The 21,952-nt window shown below is 40.3% G+C and carries 27 protein-coding genes and 3 pseudogenes; 14 read left to right on the forward strand and 16 right to left on the reverse strand.

Annotated elements, in window-relative coordinates:
• Nucleotides 1-5: 5 nt before the first annotated feature.
• Together PluTT01m_RS17815 and PluTT01m_RS17820 are read right to left on the reverse strand one after the other, a co-directional pair.
• On the reverse strand, nt 6-350 hold the full coding sequence (locus PluTT01m_RS17815; RefSeq protein ID WP_041380254.1) for a prepilin peptidase: 345 nt from the start codon (nt 348-350) through the stop codon (nt 6-8).
• A 35-nt stretch (nt 351-385) separates the two neighbouring features.
• Nucleotides 386-784 carry a helix-turn-helix domain-containing protein gene (locus tag PluTT01m_RS17820; RefSeq protein WP_011147635.1) on the reverse strand — a complete coding sequence of 133 codons (399 nt, stop codon included), beginning with the start codon at nt 782-784 and terminating at the stop codon, nt 386-388.
• 85 nt (nt 785-869) lie between these two features.
• On the opposite strand from PluTT01m_RS17820, the gene PluTT01m_RS17825 reads away from it, so the two are divergent.
• From PluTT01m_RS17825 to PluTT01m_RS17865, 8 genes and pseudogenes are all read left to right on the forward strand, one after another.
• Nucleotides 870-1,055 carry a DNA-binding protein gene (locus PluTT01m_RS17825; protein ID WP_041380255.1) on the forward strand — a complete coding sequence of 62 codons (186 nt, stop codon included), beginning with the start codon at nt 870-872 and terminating at the stop codon, nt 1,053-1,055.
• Nucleotides 1,056-1,110: 55 nt separating this feature from the next.
• On the forward strand, nt 1,111-1,419 hold the full coding sequence (locus PluTT01m_RS17830; protein WP_011147637.1) for a helix-turn-helix domain-containing protein: 309 nt from the start codon (nt 1,111-1,113) through the stop codon (nt 1,417-1,419).
• A 19-nt stretch (nt 1,420-1,438) separates the two neighbouring features.
• Complete coding sequence (locus tag PluTT01m_RS27155) at nt 1,439-2,395, forward strand: hypothetical protein (RefSeq protein ID WP_041380256.1); 957 nt, start codon at nt 1,439-1,441, stop codon at nt 2,393-2,395.
• Nucleotides 2,396-2,448: 53 nt separating this feature from the next.
• Nucleotides 2,449-4,233, forward strand: coding sequence for a DDE-type integrase/transposase/recombinase (locus tag PluTT01m_RS17845; protein WP_011147639.1), 1,785 nt, complete (start codon nt 2,449-2,451; stop codon nt 4,231-4,233).
• Between the two features lie 238 nt (nt 4,234-4,471).
• Nucleotides 4,472-5,644, forward strand: a complete 1,173-nt coding sequence (locus PluTT01m_RS17850) for an ExeA family protein (protein WP_011147640.1) — start codon at nt 4,472-4,474, stop codon at nt 5,642-5,644.
• Nucleotides 5,645-6,102: 458 nt separating this feature from the next.
• Nucleotides 6,103-6,294, forward strand: coding sequence for a hypothetical protein (locus PluTT01m_RS17855; protein WP_011147641.1), 192 nt, complete (start codon nt 6,103-6,105; stop codon nt 6,292-6,294).
• A 98-nt stretch (nt 6,295-6,392) separates the two neighbouring features.
• Nucleotides 6,393-6,832 (forward strand): annotated as a pseudogene (locus tag PluTT01m_RS17860) (gp16 family protein).
• The gene (locus tag PluTT01m_RS17865; RefSeq protein WP_011147643.1) at nt 6,816-7,184 is read left to right on the forward strand and encodes a Mor transcription activator family protein; all 369 of its coding nucleotides are present in this window, start codon (nt 6,816-6,818) and stop codon (nt 7,182-7,184) included. Before PluTT01m_RS17860 ends, PluTT01m_RS17865 begins: the two are co-directional and overlap by 17 nt.
• A gap of 181 nt (nt 7,185-7,365) precedes the next feature.
• Here PluTT01m_RS17865 and PluTT01m_RS17870 read toward each other — a convergent pair.
• The 14 genes and pseudogenes from PluTT01m_RS17870 to PluTT01m_RS17930 all read right to left on the reverse strand — a co-directional run.
• Nucleotides 7,366-7,833 (reverse strand): annotated as a pseudogene (locus tag PluTT01m_RS17870) (DNA-methyltransferase); the annotation flags it as partial.
• A gap of 100 nt (nt 7,834-7,933) precedes the next feature.
• Nucleotides 7,934-8,134, reverse strand: a complete 201-nt coding sequence (locus tag PluTT01m_RS17875; RefSeq protein ID WP_011147645.1) for a hypothetical protein — start codon at nt 8,132-8,134, stop codon at nt 7,934-7,936.
• Between the two features lie 179 nt (nt 8,135-8,313).
• A pseudogene (locus tag PluTT01m_RS17880) lies at nt 8,314-8,829 on the reverse strand (antiterminator Q family protein).
• A gap of 24 nt (nt 8,830-8,853) precedes the next feature.
• A complete protein-coding gene (locus PluTT01m_RS17885; RefSeq protein ID WP_011147648.1) occupies nt 8,854-9,114 on the reverse strand; it encodes a hypothetical protein in 261 nt (86 codons plus the stop codon).
• Between the two features lie 15 nt (nt 9,115-9,129).
• Nucleotides 9,130-9,723 carry a DUF1367 family protein gene (locus tag PluTT01m_RS17890; RefSeq protein WP_011147649.1) on the reverse strand — a complete coding sequence of 198 codons (594 nt, stop codon included), beginning with the start codon at nt 9,721-9,723 and terminating at the stop codon, nt 9,130-9,132.
• A 100-nt stretch (nt 9,724-9,823) separates the two neighbouring features.
• Nucleotides 9,824-11,023, reverse strand: coding sequence for a helix-turn-helix domain-containing protein (locus tag PluTT01m_RS17895; protein WP_011147650.1), 1,200 nt, complete (start codon nt 11,021-11,023; stop codon nt 9,824-9,826).
• A 15-nt stretch (nt 11,024-11,038) separates the two neighbouring features.
• The gene (locus PluTT01m_RS17900; RefSeq protein ID WP_011147651.1) at nt 11,039-11,506 is read right to left on the reverse strand and encodes a hypothetical protein; all 468 of its coding nucleotides are present in this window, start codon (nt 11,504-11,506) and stop codon (nt 11,039-11,041) included.
• 65 nt (nt 11,507-11,571) lie between these two features.
• The gene (locus PluTT01m_RS27685; protein WP_232507875.1) at nt 11,572-11,709 is read right to left on the reverse strand and encodes a hypothetical protein; all 138 of its coding nucleotides are present in this window, start codon (nt 11,707-11,709) and stop codon (nt 11,572-11,574) included.
• Between the two features lie 426 nt (nt 11,710-12,135).
• Nucleotides 12,136-13,503 carry a replicative DNA helicase gene (locus tag PluTT01m_RS17905; protein WP_011147652.1) on the reverse strand — a complete coding sequence of 456 codons (1,368 nt, stop codon included), beginning with the start codon at nt 13,501-13,503 and terminating at the stop codon, nt 12,136-12,138.
• Between the two features lies 1 nt (nt 13,504).
• Complete coding sequence (locus tag PluTT01m_RS17910) at nt 13,505-14,089, reverse strand: ATP-binding protein (RefSeq protein ID WP_011147653.1); 585 nt, start codon at nt 14,087-14,089, stop codon at nt 13,505-13,507.
• 8 nt (nt 14,090-14,097) lie between these two features.
• The gene (locus PluTT01m_RS17915) at nt 14,098-14,850 is read right to left on the reverse strand and encodes a helix-turn-helix domain-containing protein (RefSeq protein WP_011147654.1); all 753 of its coding nucleotides are present in this window, start codon (nt 14,848-14,850) and stop codon (nt 14,098-14,100) included.
• A gap of 2 nt (nt 14,851-14,852) precedes the next feature.
• The gene (locus PluTT01m_RS17920; protein ID WP_011147655.1) at nt 14,853-15,077 is read right to left on the reverse strand and encodes a hypothetical protein; all 225 of its coding nucleotides are present in this window, start codon (nt 15,075-15,077) and stop codon (nt 14,853-14,855) included.
• Nucleotides 15,078-15,091: 14 nt separating this feature from the next.
• Entirely contained in the window at nt 15,092-15,541 is a 450-nt protein-coding gene (locus PluTT01m_RS17925) for a toxin YdaT family protein (protein ID WP_011147656.1), read from the reverse strand.
• A gap of 57 nt (nt 15,542-15,598) precedes the next feature.
• Nucleotides 15,599-15,826 carry a transcriptional regulator gene (locus tag PluTT01m_RS17930; RefSeq protein ID WP_041380257.1) on the reverse strand — a complete coding sequence of 76 codons (228 nt, stop codon included), beginning with the start codon at nt 15,824-15,826 and terminating at the stop codon, nt 15,599-15,601.
• 146 nt (nt 15,827-15,972) lie between these two features.
• Here PluTT01m_RS17930 and PluTT01m_RS27690 point away from each other — a divergent pair, with 146 nt between their 5' ends.
• From PluTT01m_RS27690 to PluTT01m_RS17960, 6 genes are all read left to right on the forward strand, one after another.
• Nucleotides 15,973-16,338, forward strand: coding sequence for a hypothetical protein (locus PluTT01m_RS27690; RefSeq protein ID WP_052760825.1), 366 nt, complete (start codon nt 15,973-15,975; stop codon nt 16,336-16,338).
• Between the two features lie 1,025 nt (nt 16,339-17,363).
• Nucleotides 17,364-17,708: a hypothetical protein gene (locus PluTT01m_RS17940; RefSeq protein ID WP_011147660.1), complete on the forward strand. Its 345-nt coding sequence runs from the start codon at nt 17,364-17,366 to the stop codon at nt 17,706-17,708.
• A gap of 175 nt (nt 17,709-17,883) precedes the next feature.
• Complete coding sequence (locus PluTT01m_RS17945; RefSeq protein WP_011144720.1) at nt 17,884-18,909, forward strand: IS630-like element ISPlu19 family transposase; 1,026 nt, start codon at nt 17,884-17,886, stop codon at nt 18,907-18,909.
• A gap of 286 nt (nt 18,910-19,195) precedes the next feature.
• Complete coding sequence (locus tag PluTT01m_RS17950; RefSeq protein ID WP_331469358.1) at nt 19,196-20,848, forward strand: phage-associated endonuclease; 1,653 nt, start codon at nt 19,196-19,198, stop codon at nt 20,846-20,848.
• Nucleotides 20,845-21,342 (forward strand): siphovirus Gp157 family protein, encoded by a 498-nt coding sequence (locus PluTT01m_RS17955; protein ID WP_011147663.1) that lies wholly within the window; start codon nt 20,845-20,847, stop codon nt 21,340-21,342. The genes PluTT01m_RS17950 and PluTT01m_RS17955 overlap by 4 nt, the downstream gene beginning before the upstream one ends.
• Nucleotides 21,343-21,393: 51 nt before the next feature.
• The gene (locus PluTT01m_RS17960) at nt 21,394-21,582 is read left to right on the forward strand and encodes a hypothetical protein (protein ID WP_011147664.1); all 189 of its coding nucleotides are present in this window, start codon (nt 21,394-21,396) and stop codon (nt 21,580-21,582) included.
• Nucleotides 21,583-21,952 lie beyond the last annotated feature (370 nt).

The following is a 21,952-nucleotide window of genomic DNA, read 5'->3' on the forward strand; positions in this document are numbered from 1 at the left end:
TAAATCTACAATTGATGTTTCCGTAATATAGATACTATAACGAAAAAACACCCCCCCATCCCCAGTGCAGCTCCTGCCTGCCATTCTTCTGGACCAAACTTAAAAAGTAAAAGAAATATAGCTCCTATACAAAAAACAGCAACAATCAATATCAACGCAAATCGTAGATCTATTTCCTGATTTCTACGTTGTTGTTCCGCATCTTCAAACTCAGCTTCACAATGTCGGCAATATTGTCGACCTGGTGTCAAATATCGCTGTTCACAATATGGGCATGGCTCTGGGCCATTATAATTATACTCATGATAATCATTAGCCGCGACCCGATTGTTATCCCCGTTAATTTTCAAATGAGACCTCCATTGCAACTACATTTTTACCACAACTACTTTTTATGCTCGTTATAGTCCCTACCTGCAATTCGGTTTCCATTACCTGTTATTTTTTGCTTTGTTGAACTAACGTTCGAGAGTCCTGACTGTAAGGCCGCTACTGCAGCAACCTTAAGAGCTAATGGTGCTTGTCTATAGTATTGAACCAACTCAGATTCATCTGGAGATAATACAACATTGGAGGAGGATGTACCTGTAAGAATAAACTGAACATTCGCTCCAGCCAATGCAAATGCAACCCATACATCACCACCAGGAACGGCTACACCACGTTCGTATTTGCTCCACATCTCACGTGATACACCACACATTTGAGCCGCCTCATCTTGTTTTAAAGACAGGCGTTTTCTTTCTTTTTTTAGACGAGCCGCACAAAGAGAATCAAAGTTCACAAATCCACCATTGACAAAGAGAATAAAAGTTCACATAATTTGGCATATATCAAAACACTATCATTGCACGACTGGAGATAAAACAATGACACCGGAGAAAATCAAACAGCGCTTTCAGCAAGACGGTATCACAGTTACTCAATGGGCAAACGAGAACGGTTATTCGCGCGAGGCTGTATACCGCGTTCTTAATGGGCAATCCAAAGCTAATTACGGAAAAGCCCATGAGATAGCCGTAAAACTTGGCCTAAAAACTCCAAATATAGGCTAACTATTTTATCACTCTATGTAACAGATTATCACATATTGAAAAGGGAGAATGTGACATGCGCAAAATTAACGTTTCCAGTTCTGGTACGCGCATATTACGAGTTCTTAAGGCTCTACGTGGTCATTCCTTGTCTGGGATGAGTAATGGTGAATTAGCGGAATTACTGGAGGAATCTCCTACAAATATTAATCGTGCACTAAATACATTAATAGAAGAAGGGCTGGCGCAAAAACTGGGTAGCGGCAGATATGCACCCGGTATGCAATTACTGCAAATAGCACAATCGTTCTCTAATGAAATGGCTAACACCCAAGCCAAAATTACAGAAATGAATCAGCGCGTTTTGGCTGGTAGCAGAAATTAATTAACAAGAGATTCATACAATGGCACGCTCAAAAAATACAACATCAGTAAAACTGGCCGAAGATGTTCAACTTGCCGACGATCTACAGGTCAATCTCAACGCTATGACAACACACCGCCTGCAAATCATGGAACAGTTTGGTGATGGTTTGCCGTATGAACGTGATCGCATCGTCCATGAAACCCGTTTCTACATGGCTCAGAGTGCTGAAGCGATGTTAGAAGCTGGGAAGCGTCTCATTATTCTTAAAGAGAATGAACCTCATGGCGAGTTTGTTAACATCGTTAAGGATCAACTCGGTCTGGAACCCCGTATTGCCCAAAAAATGGCACAAGCTGCACTCAAATTTCTTTCACCTGGATTAGAAACAAAAGCGAAAACGTTTTCGCTTTTGGGACGTTCCAAACTGTATGAGTTGATGCTTGAAGATGATGATGAACTGTCAGAATTGGCTGAAGGTGGCACTGTAGCTGGTCTGACATTAGATGATATTGATCGCATGTCTGTCCGCGAACTACGTAAGACCCTGCGTGATACACGCGCTGATCTGGAAATCTCACGCCAGACGGTGCAGGAAAAAAAGGAACTTGTTAGTAATTTGATTGAGGAGAAATCTGCAATCCAGCACAAACTTCAGCGCCGAATTAATCATGAAAAACCTGAAGAGGAAGGTGCAGCTTTGACACAAGAGGTTAATTCATTGTCTTTTGCTATTGATGCCGCTATCACCAATCTTTTCAATGGATTTGAAACACTTAATGACCATACCACACGCACCGATATTAGTCATGTTGGGTTTATGGCAGGCGTACTCGATGACCTTGAAGTCAAAATTCGTAACCTACGTAATCACTTTAATCTGCCTGAGTACAGAGAACACAGCATTGTTCCTGATTGGGCTAAAGAAAGTGCGGAAGCAGAAGAGGAAAAATTCGAACGACCAGAATGGATGGATAAGGAAGAGGCACATGAATAAATCTGAGTTGAAAAAAATGCTTGAAAAGAAACTGAAGAAATAAGGGCAATAACATGAATACCACAATGACCGAACGATTAGTTTCTATTGCACAGGCAGCACATAAAGCCGGACATGGCAGTAAAGAAGCAATATATCGGGCGGCTTGTGAAGAGCTGTGTATGTCACGTTCAACATTGATTAAAAAACTTGGTGAAGTTTCTGGCAAAAAGCCACGCAAGAAACGTTCTGATGCAGGTAATAGCGCGCTGACACGTGAAGAAGCAACTTTGATCTCAGGGGTATTGATGGAGGCCACTCGTAATACAGGGAAACGGTTATATAGCCTCGAACAGGCCGTTAATGATCTGCGTTCAAATGGCCTGATTAATGCAGGCCATATTGATACCAAAACAGGCGAATTTTCTCCGTTATCCATTGACGCGATTAGTCGTGCATTGCGCCAGTACAAACTTCATCCTGAACAGTTGAAAATGCCTGCGCCCAGCCTACAATTGGCTAGCCTGCATCCCAATCATGTCTGGGAATTAGACGCCTCAATTTGTGTGTTGTATTACCTAAAAAACCCTAATAAAAACAATGGGGTTGACAGTGGATTACGCATGATGCCTGTGGCTGAATTTAATAAAAATAAGCCGAAAAATCTGGCTCGTATCATTAATGATCGCGTCTGGTCGTTTGAATTAACAGATCACACAAGTGGCTGGATATATGTTGAATACTTATTTGGCGGTGAAACCAGTCAGAATTTTACTTCTGTGTTGATTAACGCAATGCAAGATCGTGGTGACGCAGATGTATTACACGGTGTACCCCAAATTTTATTTACTGACCCCGGTTCTGCTTTGACAGCACCTACACTACGTAACTTGTGTAAGGTCCTAGGCATTCAAATGATACAACACAAGGCCCGTAACGCCCGTGCTACGGGCTCTGTTGAAAAAGCACGTGACATCATCGAACGCAATTTCGAATCCGGTTTACGCTTTCGACAGGTTGATAATATTGATGAACTTAACCGTCTGGCACGGCTATGGCGTATGAAGTTTAACCGCAGTGCAATACATAGCCGACATGGACAAACCCGTACAGATTGCTGGCTAAAAATCACAGCAGAACAGTTAGTAAAAGCACCTGCCATTAACGTTTGTCGTGAATTGGCAATTAGCACCCCAGAAAGCCGTAAAGTACAGGCAACCTTGCGAGTATCTTTCAGGGGACGTGAGTATGACGTCAGTACTGTTCCTGGGGTGAGTGTTGGTGATTCAATCATGATCACCCGCAATCCGTGGCGTGACGAAGAGGCACAGGTAGTCATTACTGGTGAAGATGGCTTTGAGGCTTTTCATCTTGTTAATGAAGTTACTAAAGATGAGTACGGCTTTGCCATCGGCGCACCTGTAATTGGTAGTGAATTCCAAGCCATTCCTCAAACAATTGCACAACGTAATTTAGCCGAAGTTGAACAGAAAATCATGGGGACAAACAACACGGCTGAAACTGAAATAGCACGTAAATTGAAAACACTTCCCCTCAATGGTCGGTTTGATCCATATTTGGATATTGAACGTAATGATGCACCAACGTATATGCCAAAACGTGGACAAGCCTCTACGGTACATAGTCCACGAATTGAACAGCTTATGAACCCCGTTGATGTTGTCAAAATTTTACGTGAACGGTTCCAATCACATGGTAAGACATGGCGTGGTGAATTTTATCAGCAAATAGTTAAACGCTTTCCTAATGGTGTTCCAACAGATCAAATTGATGAGTTGGTTGATGAATTCATAGGGAAATCAACAACTGTTGTATGCAATATTGTTAACGGTAATTAATTTTTCATGGTGTATATTAAGGAAAAGAAAAATAGCAATTAAAATTCATGATCCACTGCTTTCACTGACAACTCAAAATACAACTGAGGTTTATTTATAAAAGTGATCCAGTTTGTTTTCGTGAAACTCATCATAACGTAAGAAATATAAAGGATGTTTTTCCAGGGAATGATGTTGCTATCTCTTATTATCAATGGAATATGCAGAAATAAAAATAGCCGCTTAACGGGGGATTATTATGCTGGTGTTTAAACAGCAGTTACAGGTACATCAGTTAACACAAAGTGCAGCAGCAAGTGCGGCAGGAATTTCAGCGGCGGCGTTGGCTCAAATTGTTAATCACAATATATGGCCACGACAGAACGCAGATGCAATTCGTCAGCGTATTACTGATTTCTTGGCAAAAAGAGGTATCGATACCGCAAAAAGTTTTGAGGTGGTACAAACAACCAATAAATCAGATATCTATACCGATAATAAAAATACAACCCTCATTTCTGAGGAGGAAAACATGTTACTAAAAAAACAAGTGTTATTTCCAGCTACGAAAAAGCACTTTGGTTTATTTCGTGATCCATTTGAAGATAGTGCAATTCAAAGTGCTGAAGATGTTTTTGTGACTCCAGATAGCCGTTATGTACGGGAAGCCATGTATCAAACAGCCCGCTATGGTGGTTTTCTGGCAGTATCAGGGGAATCGGGTTCAGGTAAAACGACACTGCGTCGTGATCTTATTGACCGTATTAACAGGGAAAATACCCCCGTTATTGTTATTGAACCCTACGTATTAGCAATGGAAGACAATGATGTAAAAGGTAAAACCTTGAAAGCATCAAACATTGTTGAAGCTATTGTGAATACCTTAGCGCCATTGGAAAACTTGAAACGATCGCCTGAAGCACGCTTCCGCCAGTTGCACAAGATATTGAAAGACAGTTCACGCGCTGGCTATCAACATGTGTTAATAATAGAAGAAGCACACTCGTTGCCTTTACCGACATTAAAACACCTTAAACGATTCTTTGAACTGGAAGATGGATTTAAAAAACTGTTATCGATCATTTTGATTGGTCAGTCTGAACTGGAATTGAAGCTATCTGAACGTAATCAAGAGGTTCGTGAAGTAGTGCAACGTTGTGAAGTTGTTAATTTGTTTCCTCTTAATGATTATCTGGAAACATTTCTGGATTTTAAATTTAGTCGCGTAGGCATGAAGACTAACAAGATTTTAGATAATAGCGTTATTGGTGCTATCCGTGACCGTTTATGTCTTAGTCGGCATAGTGGTAAAGAAACTGTTAGTTTATTATATCCATTAGCTATCGGAAACTTGATTATTGCAGCTATGAACATGGCTGCAATTAATGAGATACCTATGGTTGATGCCAATATTATTCGCAGTGTTAGCTAAAGATATCATTATGATAAAAAATTCTATTCAGCAATTAATATTGAAAATATTCATATTAAAACTTCCTTATCACAAATTAAATATTCAAGGCGGATTCGACTAATTTCTGATTTTATTAATTTCAAGTTGGTTACAACAAGGGCGGAACATACCATAACCAAAGAAATGGAAGTCTTGTAAATATTAAGTTCGGAATTTCATTGTCGATCTACTTGCAAAAATTTCTTTGTTGAGGAAAAGAAGAAAATATATTGGTATTAATAAAAGCATTCATTAAGTAACAGGTAATTAAATATGGTAGAAAGAAAAGTTATGTTTAAAGCGACTGCGGCTTCTTACACCCCGTAATTATTTAAATAAAGCTGTTATAAAAGATATTAATTAAATATCAATTAATTCAGGTAAAGAAAATTTTTCAATTATCCATTTGAATAGAAAATTAAGTAAGGAGCACATTTATGAAAATAACATGTAATCACTGCAAACAACCTGTTGAAAAAATGAATCTAAAACAAGCCAATGTTATCCAAACTCCTGAATTTGGTGAGTGGGTTGTCGATTTAATCTTAGTTTGTCCACATTGTAGTCAGCAATACGGTGTATCTGTGGCAACATGGGATTTACAGCCACTGGAGACCACTCATGGATAAAACGGCCTTATACCGAAAAGCCAAGCTCAGTAGTATCAAGTTAATGCTGGCTATTTTGGTTTACTTAATTCAAGAGTACATAGCAGAGGATGAATAAGATGGCAAAACAGAAACTTATTCAGCTTACTTTCATATTGCACGTAGTGATCTAAAACTAGACGAGGATACGTATCGCCAGATGTTACTTTCAGAAACCGGAAAAGCCTCTACGCGGGAAATGGATATCCCGCAGTTAACTCGCGTTTTGGAAGCTATGAAAAAGCGCGGTTTTAAAATTCAATCCTTTAGGAAATCCAAAAAATCACGTCCATTAGATAGTCATCCCCAATCAAAGAAGATACGTGCATTGTGGCTGGAAATGGCATCTATAGGTATTGTTCGTAATGGTTCTGAACAAGCCTTAGCTCACTGGATTAAGCGTGAAACGAATATTGATGGTTTACAGTGGTTAGATTCAGACCAAGCCAGCAGCATTATTGAAAAACTGAAGAAGTGGCAGAACCGTGTCACGAGGAAAAAGTATGAATGGTGTGAATAACTTTCGTAGCAAAGGTCCTGAGTTGCTAGTCGAACTGGCACAGCATACAGCTTGCACGGTCAGTGAAATAATCCATGTTGAGCCTGCGTTAGCCGAACAAATTGGTGAAGCTGTTGCGAACCATATGATGCAGGTTTGGGGCGGTCAGAATGTCTATTTTCCTATGGGCATGGTTTGGAAAGTCAGCCTCCGTGATCGTGAGATTTTCAACGAATTTAACGGTAAAAATCATCATGACCTGGCTCGTAAGTTTGGTGTTTCTATTCAATGGATTTACAGCGTAGTGAAACGTATTCGAAAGGAGGAACTGGATCGCCTGCAAGGTAAGTTATTCGATAACGAGTCTGAATAGGCAGGTCAAACTAATTGAGCTTAGTAAAATCAGATGGCAGACTAAACATGATTCTCGTTCGGTCTGCCTTTCAAATACTGAAAAGGATTTACAATTGAATCTCCATAACTTCCCATTTAGTCCAAGTTTTTCCCATAATTATCTTTCAGTTCCCTGTCAAATATCTTACTTATGATCAATATTGCTTAAGTTCGCGGCATTTGTGGAAATACCCATCACCTTTAGGTTGATAAGGCCCCTGATAATGTTCAGCAAATATGATCCGTTCAGTAGAAGGGAAATAAGCCCTTAAACTTTCTTTATTCTGCCTGCGCCACGGACCAGAAGGTTTTGCCCAGATAATGTGGTTAAGCACATTGAACCGTTCACGAACAAGGATTTCCGTATCAGACGCCAAACGCGAACCACAAAATATATACAAACTGCCGTTGGGTTTCAGCACACGCCAGAATTCAGTCAGTACTTCATCCAGCCACGCAAGATAAGCCGTTACATCCTCCCATTGTCTGTCCCAACCACACTCTTTTACCCGAAAATAGGGGGGATCGGTGGCGATTAAGTCTATGCAGTTGTCTGGTAACGTTTTGATAAATCGTAGAGAGTCGTCATTAATTAATGTGATACCACTTAAATTCACAATATTTTCCATAATCGATACTAGCTTACTCTCTGGTTAGCACAGAACAGGCGAATGGCTGGTGTCGTCAACTCCACCAGCCATCCATTTCACCGCTTAAGAAGTCACCCCATCAAAGGCAACGCTTGAAAAAGGTGTCGTTGTCCCGGCTTTCCATCAAGCCAGCCAGACAAAATTGAGTTAAAAGTAATTGGCAACGCGGTGTTGATAGCCCCGTCAGAGTTGAAACATCGGGAATAGAAACCCAGTCATACATTGGTACTGTTTCTAAAACACATGAGGCTGTTGTTGTCATATCTTCATGTTTTAGCATGATAATTTAAACCTTTGGTCAGTTATTGTGCATAGACACACATGTAACTCTGACCAATGACAACAGCAAGTCTTATCTGAATTTCAGGCAATAAAAAACCCCGCACTGGGCGAGGCTATCAGTCACGAATACTACTATCACAACATATACTGAAATAGTGGCTCATAAGTTCAAAGATGTCAACACGTTCGTGACAAAAGTCTTGATTTTCTTTCCTGTTCCCGTCTTATAAAGGCATCTTGCAATGGTTGATAAATCAAATATTCCGTTGCTCTTAATATTTCCTCAACCTCACGCCGACAAGTTGACATTGATGGCTTTCGCTTACGCAACATACCATTTCTGCGGATCATAATTCTTGGCTGAACCGTTGCATGATAATGTTTGGCAATTGCTCTATCAGATACACAATAAACATATCGACTAAGCAACATCCCAAATGCAACCCGATCAATGTGGTAAATATGGTCTACTACCCTAGCGATTAACATTCCGTCATCATCATTGCATATCGGACGTTCTGGATAACCTCTCAGCTATACCGTCGCCATAAGCTCAGCAATCATACTGCTCTGACGTTTATCAAGCCTGCCAGAATACACCCATGCACCGAACTTGGATAACCAGTCCTGCAACCAAATTTCTTGTGCCTGAGTCAATTGCAGCCCATCCGTTGAAAATATCACACCCGACATAACCGTACCTCTTCAACTTCCCTTTTAACTTGGGGCAATAGTTCCGTTGCCATACTGTGGATTGCTTGCCATGTCTTCGGTGCCGCATGAAAGCCCGTGGGATGCAAACGCTCGATGATAGCGAGGATGCAGCAGAATGGAGAAATGAGCAGCCCTTTGGGCCATATCTTGTACCGCTCCCACATGATGAATTTCCGCAAGTATTACTCCCAACCCCATATTCCGACAACAGATACATCCCAGTAATGTCACATTAGAAAGCCACTGTTTTTCACTTTTAGCCATTGGCTCTGCCTCTCATTACATAAAATCGGACAACTGAGAAGCTGCATGTTCAGCGGCGTTTCGGGTCGGGAAATTGCGATACAAAATAAAGTTCCAAAGCACGTTTAATGTATCTTTATAAAGCTCCTGAAATTCCATCTCTTCCATTTTGGCGAAACTGACTGAACGAGGTTCACGGTACAGACTGCCGTTGGGCATTTCGTAAATGTCATAGTGCCCTGATTCCACTGTTGCCCAGCGCCGAAAGGCATCAAAGGATTTGGTGGCAGTAATATTCTGGGCTCGGTTTTTAGATATGCCAGCAAGATATTCATCCGCAGCGGATTGTAAGACATCTTCACTGCCCGCGAAGTGTGCAAGAAATTGTACGTAGCCACGCACAAGCGCTTTCTCTTCCGGGGAAATGGTACCCCCAGCAGGTTCCCAGTATTCATAGCCGAGATTCAGAAGGGCAAAATATTTACGATGGAAACGTGGGTTACGTGCTTTCTTAAAATCCGCATAGAGCACATCGCCCCACTTCACTTTGGAGTGCAGGTATTCCCTGGCTGCGGGAGTCGCAGGTCTCAGGGTGTCATTCGAAATTTTGATAAAACTATGCTGCGTCATTACTTATCCTCAAAGTTATGACACAGCAGCTTTTGTTTAGGTTATCAGATGTTCAGGCCGATACGAACAGAATAACAGGTGTTAGTATTAATTCCCAATTTTACTTTCTATTAAATAAATTGACGACGTTTGTATCTTGTTGTGTAGTAGATATATTAATACTATTCTTCAATTGTATTCTGGATTGGAAATCAAGTACCTGTGATTCTGACAAGAATCCCTTAGGAACTGAACATAAATCCTCTAAATCTCCTTTTGGGAAACCAAATTCCTCAAGAAGTGTTTTTTTACTAAAAGTTCTAGAATCCAATAATAGATTTAAGCACCTAGGTAACAAACGAACCGACTCTGGTTTTCTAAGATCATCAAGCGGCTCTCCTTTTCGCCAACCTCTAGCAGAAATATTTTTATATAACCTCTGATATTCCAGAGAAGATATTAATTCTAAATTTCTCGCTCTAAGGATCATAAATTGTGCCGACATCCCCCAGCGATTTTTTAGAGATATGAAATTCTGCAATGTAGGATATGGAGGAAGCTCTACAGAAAATGACTCTTCCGGCAGCATGAAACTCGACGCAAACTTATGTGCTTGCTCTTCTATTGGATTAAAATTGATATTATCAAATTTATTTATATATCGATGTAAGACTATATGACCTAATTCATGAGCAGCATCAAATCGACTACGATAATAGTTATCTTTATCACTAGCTAAAACCACATACGGTCTATTCTCTAAATCATTCCATTGAGAATAGCCATCCATTACAGAACTACCTTGTTCAAATCTGGAACAGACTATCCCCGCATTCTCCATTACCAGTAATAGATCATCTATCGGTGCAATACCTAATCCCCAAGCTTTCCTACACTCAAAAGCCATTCTTTCAATCAATTGATCATCTATCGCTCTGTAATCCTTTACGTTAAGATGAGGAATGTTAACCTCTGGATAATCAAGATATTCTTGCATCTTACATGATAACTCTTGAAACCACCCCATGTATCGCTCTGAGGCGATACATAAGTCTTTTGCCGTGGTTGAAAGTGTTCGGAAGAATACTGGTTTTTTTTCGTACTTAACAATAGGCTTTGTGAACCAACTTACCGGGCAATTAAGAATCTGACTTAAGCTATGCAATACTTCTGCATCGGGGGAATGATTACCGTTTTCCCATTTGGTAATAGTTGATGGCGAACGATCTACTAACCTACCAAGGTTAATTTTCGATAATCCCCTCGCTTCTCTTATCTGTGTCAACCTTTCAGATTGGAAACCAGAAATTCCCACTCTCATAATGTCTCACCTATTCTATTTTTCCTGATCCTTCAGGCGCTTCTTGAGCTTAGGTAAAACCATATCAGGAATGACTATCTTCTTCTCTCCAGTATAGAGGGCTAAAAGCTCCGTTACAGATTTATTATAGTGAAAACCTTTCATATTGGTAAAAGGAACCACAATCCTTAAATCCATCATGCTGGCCTGAGATTCATGATATGGTGGATTAATATTTATTAACAACACACCTAACGTATCAATGTCATTATGATGTTTACTATCTTCTTCTCTAAAAAGATCTGGAGTATAGCCTTCAAATTTTTCATTCAATTGGGCTATCAATGAACGATGTTTAGCACCTCTTATATGGCGCTCATCGTGATTTAACCCAATACGGCTAATTTTAACACCTTCTGAATCGATAATAATGTAATGCTCCCCTTTCGGGGATGTATCAGCATCGTAACAAAGATAACCAGAGCGACTTGCGGCCTCCCTCAATGCTGAATTAAGGCCATAGTGCCTAGCCTGAGGCCTAAATCTACGTTGCTCCGATTCACCAAGTTTTAATATATTGCTACAGTTACTTCCTGTGCTGCAGCATACTTAGCATATAATGCATCTTGTACGTTAAGCCAAAAATCACGCCTGAAAGCGTTTATTATCAAATCGGTAATATCACTTTGTGTGTCGTTAATGCTCATTTAGATACCCTGATTGCGTTAAGCAGATTTTATGGTATTTTTTTTTCGTTTTGAACGCAAGCAATATACTTGATATGTAATTTGTACGTTACAAATACAACTTCAACTCTTATACCATCCCAGTGTGTTCCATCAGGCCACTTCACTAGAAAAACAATATTCAGCTACAGAAAGGCTTTCTCCCGCCTTCGAAGAGTACAATTGCGCTTCAGCATCTCCAGCTCCTAGTTATCCACCAGCAATTTTGGTAAAGCCAGCATCCTGCTGGCGTTTACGTTGAATCGACTAGCTTTTAAGTCTAAATTTGTAAGATAACGATGCTTTCAGCACTGCACCCAAAACGGGATAATTCATAACTACCCAAATTATCTAATAAAATCAGTTTACTGTTTATGGTCATTTTGATCTGCCTCTTTTGGTCTTTAGTTAAAATGCTTTGTCTGCGTATCGGCGCTCTTTTTGTTTAGCCTGTTGCTGTGTACGACATATTTCAGCAGCAACAATTTGATCAGTTGGTAAGTAATGCCCGTTTTTAAATTCCTGGAATATCGTTCCGGTTTCACCGTGACGATTCTTATCCAAAATAATCTCGGCATAATTTCTGGCTGGACTTAGTGGGTTATAAACAACATCACGATAAGTAAAAATAATTCGATCTGCATCTTGCTCTAGGCTACCTGAGTCTCGTAAATCCGCTGCAACAGGGCGACGCTGATGTATAGGCCGTTTATCAACGTCTCTTGATAACTGACTCAATGCTGTAACAGGTGTATGCAATCGCTTAGCTAGTCCCTTGAGGGCCCTGGATATTTGAGCGATAGCAAGGTCATTACGCTCGGCTTTGGGCCTTTCTATCAACCCAAGATAATCAACAAAAATACCTTTCAGATTCGGGTACCTGCGCTTATGCGTTTCACTGATAGCACATATCTGTTCAGCGCTTAATTCACTAGCATCAAGAATATGAATATCGCGATCTATTAACTCGCTTATTGCGTTAGATATACGAGCCCAATCTTCATCATAAAATTCACCACGTCTCAATTTCGAAACTGACAACTGGGCAGAACCAGCAACTATACGTTCTGTAATTTGTTGTGCTGCCATTTCCATTGAAAACAGCAATACCGCCCCTCCATTCCTAGTCATACCCTCAATCATGCAAAGTGCCAGTTCTGTTTTGCCCATGCCGGGACGACCACCGATGAGAATTAAATCAGTTGGGTTAAATCCCCCTGTCAACGAGTCAAATGGCTCAATACCTGTCATAATCATCCCGCGACTATCCTCACCTAAGTTACGCCTCCCCAGTATGTCAATGTACCCTTCAATCAATGTCTTGATGTGCACGGGAGCCAGGTTGCCAGTATCTCGTATTAGCTCCCCCATAGTGGACATAAAGCCCGTTATGACATGCTGTGCTTGAGTATGATTTTTAGTTTCCAGTAACGCCTGTTGGCCAGCGTTGATCACTGCTGTAACCCGCCGAACATACCAATATTCACTAACTTTATTGGCATAGCCTTTCAGGTTTGCATTCCAAACAGGACTCTTACTCAACTCCAGGATATTAGCTAATGTATTACCATCTTCACTCATAGCCTCAGCGATGAATATCGGATCAATCAGGGAACTACTGAACGCTTGTTTTTTGATTTCAACGTAGACACGACGCAAAAAACTTGAACTAAACGCCTCTTCTGACAACGTTGCAAAAACATCATAAGCATCCTGCGTTGCACCACCTGACAACAATCCGCTTATAACCGCAGACTCTAGATTGAGCTCATTCATACTACTGCCCCCTCCGGTAACTATCCCAGTCAAAAGCCAACACTACCCCACCCTGTAACACACGATCTAATACTCGGTCCCCTAAAAACACCGGCAGGTCATTCATTGGCAAATTACTGATCAGGATCGTTGGTAATAAATCTTCATATCGGTTATTAATCACCTCAAACAAGATATTTCGCTCTGATTCAGTGCCGTATTGAACGCCAATCTCATCGATGATCAGCAAATCCAACTCACTGTAAAACCTCAGTGTCTCGAACTCGTTGGTGTCAGCATCATTACTCCATGAACGACGAAATGCCCTGATAATACGTGATGCGGTTGTAATAAACGCACTGATACCGTTCTGAGTGACTATTTCACGGCATGTCGCAACAGCCAGATGAGTTTTCCCGGTACCAAGACGGCCACACATGATGATCCCCTCACCCGCAACTTTGCGTTCTTTCCAAGTCTGAACATAACTTTGGCAGATCTTCAGATTATGTTGAGCAGCTTTGTTTATAGGCTGATAATTTTCAAAGCTGGCATGTTCAAAACGTGGGGCAATGTTGATACTGTCAAGTAAGCTATTAGAGTTCATTTCTCCCCCTAATCAATATTTTCTGACCAATAAGAATCCTGTGGTTCGTAGGTTATACCCTCATAGCTTGTATGCGTATTTTGAGTAAATTTAGGTTTGATGTTTTGAGACTTTTCAGGAAACAACCCTTGCCACCCATTCGCAATTGACGTGCAAATCACTGAATCAGGATTCGTGCAATCTGCTAGTTTTTTCTCTTGCTGCTTACACATGGTTTCTGTCAGCGGCTTTTTAATTTCTAGCCGAAAAGTGACCCAATCAGCCCATACTTCATCGCTAACGTTTTTAGGCTTTGCCGTGATGGGATCGAATTTTAATTTCTCCCGTTTCCCCTTACGGGGGGTAAGGGGGGTTTTAGGTTCCGTGACTGGTTCAAAAGGGTGACTGGTTCTGGGTGCATCTCCTGCACCACTAACCCCCGCAGAATTTGCACCACTGGGTGCAAGAGATGCACCATATGGTGCAACATTTTCACTATAGCCATGACTGGATTTATCCAGATTCAGGAAATAGACATTTGATTGATTCAGTCCATTTTGTGTCTTCCGTTCTGCAACACAGACAATGCCATCTTTTACCAATTGCTTAATGTGATTTTGAACAGAACGTTCTGATATTTCGCATTGTTCAGCAATGTAAGCAACTGACGGCCAGCACTCTCCCTGGTCATTAGCGTTATCAGCCAACTTAATCAGTACCAATTTACGAAGAGGATTACCAACTTTGATACTCATAGCTTTTACCATCAATGACATACTCATAATCAAGCTCCAAGTATTTTAGCAATCTGACGGCAAACTGACTTACACCGTTCAAAGGTAAGAGACTCCTCCAGCAATTTGGCCTTTTGCCGTTCATACTGTTCCCAGATATTTAACTCAGCTTCTCTACATCCTTCATAAATTTCTGAGATTTGTTCTATAGTTACAAGCTCACCATTCAGACGAAACTTATTACAATAGGTGATCTTTTCTATGGTTTTAAGCATTGGTCTTGCCTCTTTTAAACGTTTGTCAAAGCATTCAGTGCTGATATCGCAACGGTTATTTGTTGTGATACGTCACTACCTCCTAAACCTCCCAATAGGATTGCAATTATCACCGCCGTAAATTCACGAATCGCAACAGATATCAAATAATTAGTTGTTTCACCGTTAATTCTGGCTTTGCGTTCAAGTGGAAGGGCTGATTGGATAGCGGGTAACAACTCTGATACTTTTCTTCGTGCAGCCCTTGAATCACTGCGCAACCACCTGAAAATTTGCTGCCTGTTGTTATTGATAGCTTTCCAATTAGCATTCCCATTTATTTCAATGGGATGCAACTTGGCTGATACCGTTCTTTCACAAAGCAAGAAGTACATTCGGCTTATTTCGATTGCTACATACTCCTGCCCCTTCTCTGCCGCCCACGCCTCAACTTCGGCTTTCAGGGCGTTGATGTTTTGTTCCACTGTTTACGTCTCCTGTCGCAATATTGATTATTGAGAATCAGTTTTTATACTGACTGCTCAGTTAGCATTTATTTCAGGCCATATTTTCTGCCAGTCATGGGGACGAAGATCTTGTCTTGTCACTTTTCCATTGGTTGCATTTTCTATATCAAAACATCTGGCGGGAGGAACTGGAGCATAACCATGTGCCATTTGCGATAAATAGGAACTGGATACCCCAAGCTTCTCAGCAAGAAGTTTGGCTTCACCTCGCTTTAAATTAGAAATGTAATCATTTAGTTTCATAACTACCCCTTTTAGAAATACAGAAAGTTTAATAAATACTAAACATTTGTCAAGCATTTGCTTATTTAGTGAATACTAATCACAATTTAACTGGTAGAAAAATAGTGAAATCCCTAGATATATAGGTTCTTATAAATAAAATGAGCATGAAGAACATCAGGCAACAACGCCTAAGAGATTGGTTTTCCGATAAAACTCTTCCTGAAAAAGAGAAGAGTTATTTGTCACAGCTTATGAATGGTAAAGCATCTTTCGGCGAAAAAGCCGCGAGACGTTTAGAACAAGACTATCGAATGCCAGATGGTTATTTAGACGCCGATACAAACACCCACCAATTAGGAAATCCACTACAAGTAACATTGACTCCTAAGCAAAAAGTTCTTCTAGAGCTATTCGACGAACTGCCAGATAGTGATGCCGATGATCTAATAAAAAATCTTGAAGATAAAAAACGGCATTATGATAATTTACTAGAAGAATTATTACATAAAAAGAGGCAAAAGAAAGCATAGAAAAAAGTCGCCATCCGACTTTTTTCTTATTTATCAACAAGATTTTTATCTTACCCTGAACCCTACGGAATAAACCGTTAACCTCAATCACCCAATCCAAAAATTAATTAACCTTCAGCCAACACCCAAAAACTATCATGCTATATGCATAGCGAATCTCTAAAACTATCTTGGCCATCCTATTTCACAGTGCTATCACCAAGGGAAAATTCATTCAGTTCACACCTTGAAATAAATATAAAAATTAAAATAAATCAAATGGTTAAACTTAACACTTTGATAAGCCCCTCTTATTATTTAATTTTTACTTTACTTTTCGTTTATCAATTACTAAACTCAATTTCAACAGCAAACAGGCAGGACGCCCACGCAGTAGTCGCTACCGACATACGAAGAGGTAGATGATTTGCTAATCAGTAGCACGGCACAGCAGCCGTTTAGGTTAAGTGTTCAAAACCGAATTTACAGTTTCAATTGTCATGAGGGAGGAGAAGAGCAGGGTTCAATGTGACCTGCCATGATTACCACATATAACAACTGTATTTACCAGAAAGTGGAACAGGAAAGATCAACCAACACCAGGATTCCCCAGCCAGCGGTGGGAATGGTACAAAAACACTGGCAGTTGATGCGTTACGGTTCTTCTTGCCGGGTTTCTTAGAAACTGCGTGAATCAACGGACGGCGGGGAAAGACCCGCACATTAACCAATCGAACAACAGTTCTTATGTGTAATGATATGCAGAATATCAAATTAGGCCAATTCATCGGTCTGTTTGAAACATTTATTAAAACCATAACCTCTGAATGGTATTTATCGTTGATCAATCCGTACCAACTAATACCAATATGGGGAAAAACTAAGAATCAACAGATGTAAAAAAACCCACCGAAGTGGCGGGTTCTTTTACCCCGGATCGCCGACCAAAGCTAACCGGGAGTTTCTACTAACGAGGACCAACTCGTTAGAAGAGGCAAGACCAATGATTTCCATCATTGATCGCTAACAATATATCAGGAGTTGCTATGAAAGCACAACAAGAAACAATACAAGTAAAGCTCTATGTTCACGCTATCGAAAATAATATTTCACGAAAAATGAACATCACAGTCTTACCACATGACGCAAGTAAACACGGAAATGCATCGATCTTTGGTACAGTTGTCGCTATTCATGATATAGAAATCCCATATCCAAATATTAGTCGTCCAGACTTTATAAACTCACAAATTGATACTCTAAAGAAAGAACAAAATAAAGTTCTTGCGGAAGCTCATGCTAAAGCCTCTGAACTTGAGGGCCATATTCAATCATTGTTATGCATTGAAGAAAAACCAATGTCTAAATCTGATGAAAAAATACCTGATTAAGGCTCAGGTGTATTTATGAAAAACATAAATGATGTAATTAATTTAATCCTAGATAATGGTTTAATTGCTATTGAGCATGAAAATAATAGAGATACAACAAACGCAACTATACATATATACCCGTAATCATTGAAGATGCTTGATTTTATCCGAAATGGAGATCATTATCCTCGCTATGAAAATATTCATTACCGATGAACAAAAAGCCGAACTTGAACATCTCCATCACACCTGCCGTGATAAGAGGGAGTGTGATCGCATCAAAGCGGTCCTGCTGGCCTCTGAAGGCTGGAGTTCAGTGATGATCGCTCAGGCCCTGCGTCTTCATGAAATGACCGTTAACCGTCATATCAGCGATTACCTTAATCAAGGTAAACTTAAATCTGATAATGGGGGGTCTGATAGTTTGCTTTCTCAAGAACAAACTGATTTTTTAATCAATCACTTATCTCAACATCTTTTCCATCACACCCATGAAATCGTGGCCTATGTTGCTCAGCTCTGGAATATTACCTTTAGCATTCCCGGCATGAATAAATGGCTACACCGTCAGGGTTTTTCTTATAAAAAACCTTGTGGCGTCCCTCATAAATTCGACGCAGAAAAACAGCGACAATTTATTGAATATTATGAGAATCTTAAAGTCACAGCGAAAGACGAACCCATCCTTTTTCTTGATGCTGTTCACCCGACTCAAGGCACCAAACTCGGTTATGGCTGGATGCGAAAAGGCGAGAAAAAAACAGTCAAAACAACAGGAAGCCGGACTCGCCTGAATATATTGGGCGCGCTCAACCTGAATGCCATTGGTCGTACGGTGTTCCAGGAATATCAAACCATCAATGACTACAACATTTGCTGTTTTTTCAATGAAATAAGAAAGTCTTATCCTGACTATCATCAAAAAATTCATCTTATTGTGGATGGGGCGGGTTACAACAAAGCTCATCTTGTTAAGGAGTGGGCTTATGTTAGCAATATTGAGTTACATTACCTTCCTCCCTATAGCCCAAATTTAAACCCAATAGAGCGATTATGGAAGGTCATGAATGAACAGGTTCGAAATAACCGTTATTTTGCGGATAAACATGAATTTCGAGACAACGTCTTCAAATTTTTCACCACAACGCTACCGGATATAGCGGACTCGCTGATGTCTAGAATTAACGACCATTTTCAGGTGCTAAAAACTGCATCTTGAAGTTTCTTGGGTATATCTATTATCGGTGGCAAAAGGCGAGTTGAATATTACCCAACGACAGGAATGGTTTATTCAAATGCTGTCAAGGAATTATATCCAAAAGTCAAAATGCCAAAAGCCGGGATTAAGGCAGCAATAAGATTGGCAAAAAAAGCAATTTATTAAAGAGGCAAGACCAATGTTCACATATATCTGTGTCTTTGAGCCGACAAAAAAAGCTCAAAAAAATGGAGCCGTACCACTTGCAATTGCACTCGAAGCCAATTCCGAAAAAATGGCTAAAGCTATGGCCATTGTTTACCTTGGGGAAGAGTACGCGGACGATATGAGCAACTTCAACACATCAAAACCGATTATTTGTAAAGATATACAAGGCTTCCCTCGCCCACCAATTGGTAAATTTGATGAAAAATTTGCTACTGAATACGAGTTCAACGGCACCACATGGCAGGCTAGAACGCTCGAACCAAAGAAAAACCCATCTATTACTACACGTGATTTTAATCACACTTACGCCACGTTAGATCTGGAAATTGCACTGGCATTACTAGACGGTGACTTTCATTGCTGGGCGATTATGTCACACAGTATGAAAGAAGCTAAGCAACTGATAACAAATAACAATGAAGCATGGCGGCAGTGGTCTACCGCATTTCGTATCAGAACCGACGCTCTGTCCATTCCACGGGAAACGCTTTTCAGAGTCGTACGTGAAGGTAAACACCACCCTGAATTTCTGACCGATGCCGTCGCTATTAAGGAATTCTTAAACTGTACTTTAAGTGATACCGACATACCCGTTGAATTACCAGAAGAGAAACCCAAGGTTTCCAATTATTCGGTGTCAACATCAGAAGCCTCAATAACAGATGTCACTCCAGATGAAGTTGAAACCCAACAGGCAGCGCTACAGGTTAAGGAGAAAAAAAGCGAAGCCAAGTCTCTCAAGACCAGAAAAACCAAGCAAACCAAAGAGGACAAAGCAGTAGAAGAGACTGCACAAGACAACACTACGGCGGATGATGAAGTCACCTCATTGCCTCCTGTCGCCACCCTGAGCACCAATGATGATAACTTCCAACATCGGGCCAATTTGCTGGAAGAAACTATCAAGGCACAAGGCAATGAACAGCAAACTAATCTCCGTATCTGGAAGGCTGTCCAACGTACCGATCCCCACTTTACAAAACCATTGGAGGGAATGGGGTTCAATGGTACAAGCATAAACAGTAACTATATGTTTATGCGGGCAACAGAACTATTCGGACCATTCGGTTATGGATGGGGCTGTAATGTCACAGAAGAAAAACTGATCAATGGTGCACCCATGTCAGAACCTATCTATGACGACAAAAATAAACAAATTGGGAGCCGATTCTTACGTGATTCTGACGGCACATTAATATGTGAACAAAATCACTCTATCAAAATTCTCTTTTGGTATCTGGTTGAATGTGACATTTGTGCTGAAATTGAAAGTTATGGTGCGACACCATACATGTACAGAACCAAATATGGAATTAAAACAGATGGAGAGGCCATCAAGAAATCACTCACCGATGCTATAAAGAAAGCGTTATCGATGCTTGGATTTTCTGCTGATGTATTTATGGGTATGCATGACAACCCTGAATATCTGGCTGACAATAATATTGAATTTGAAATCAAGGCCGCCAGTGATAAGGCCGAGGATCTAGTCAGATTACGCAAGGAACTAGACGATAAGTTCACCCGTAATACAGAAACTATGCGCACCGCTGTCAGCAAAAATGAAATTCGCGGCATAGCATCTACCCTTATCCGTGAATTAAGCATTCATTTAGGCAATTCCAAGGCCAAAGGAGACAAGGATTATGAAAAGTACTTATCTGGTCGTCTGCGTCGCTTGAATGAAATAGAGAAAGAATGTTTAACCCAATTAGAAGAGGCAAACCAATGACCACAACCGCAATTGCATTAGCAGCAGATTATGAAAAATTACAACAGTTGGTAGAAACCGGCGAGTTCTCGCCAGAAGATATCGCCGATACACTTGAAAGTATCGAATGTACTATCGGTGATAAACTTGACGCTATCATGATCCATGTTCGCAATATAGAAGGCCAAGCCAAGATTCTTGCGGATGAGTCTAAGCGACTCACTGACCGTAAAAAATCATTCGAAAGGCAAGTAAAAAACCTAAAAAAGTATGCGCTGGACTGTTTACTGAAAGCCGGCATGGATTCACTACGAACTACCAGAAACACGTTCACAGCCAGAAAAGGTATTATGAATGTCATCATTGATGATGAGTCAAAATTACCTGATGAGTTAGTTGATGTGCAGACAATTACCGCCCCGGACAAAAAAGCCATCAAAGAAGCTATTGAAAACGGTATCAATGTACCGGGAGCTCATATTGAAATCGGCCAGAGAAGCCTGCAAGTACGTTAATATTCATTACATCCCACAAATACTGGGGCAATAAATAATATGGAGTGATTTATGGCTGCACGATTAGAAATCATTATCTCATTTGATGAAAACCTAAATAAATACCAAGTAGAATGGATAACAGGAGAAAGTCAAGATATTACAGATGAAGAAAAGAAAATCATTGCTCAATTAAAAAATAAATTACTGGCCTCAATGGAAAATGAATTAACTGGAAATAATCAACATTACCTCCATTAGATATTTAACATTACCTTAAATTAACACAAGGGAATAATATCAAAAAATAAATCCGGCAAGCATGTGGAATTTACGTTTGTATTTCTCGGCATGTGTCTATTAGATGAAAAACATGCAGCAGAATACGAAATTGAAGGTAAATTAAAAGAGACCGACCAATGTTAAGACATTCACACAGTAAAAATGAAATTGTTAAATTAACGCTACCTGATGGTCGCAATGGAATCATTATTATCAATAGAAGTTGTAATGTACTCTACGATTTCCCGTTTGACGTTAAAATAGTTCCAGTATCCAATTCTCAAGCTATCGAGAAAATGAGGGACCGAAAATGATATACGGTCTGTTTCTACTTGTATGTTCTTCGATA

Origin of the sequence: Photorhabdus laumondii subsp. laumondii, from assembly GCF_003343245.1 — a bacterium.
Taxonomy (GTDB): domain Bacteria; phylum Pseudomonadota; class Gammaproteobacteria; order Enterobacterales; family Enterobacteriaceae; genus Photorhabdus; species Photorhabdus laumondii.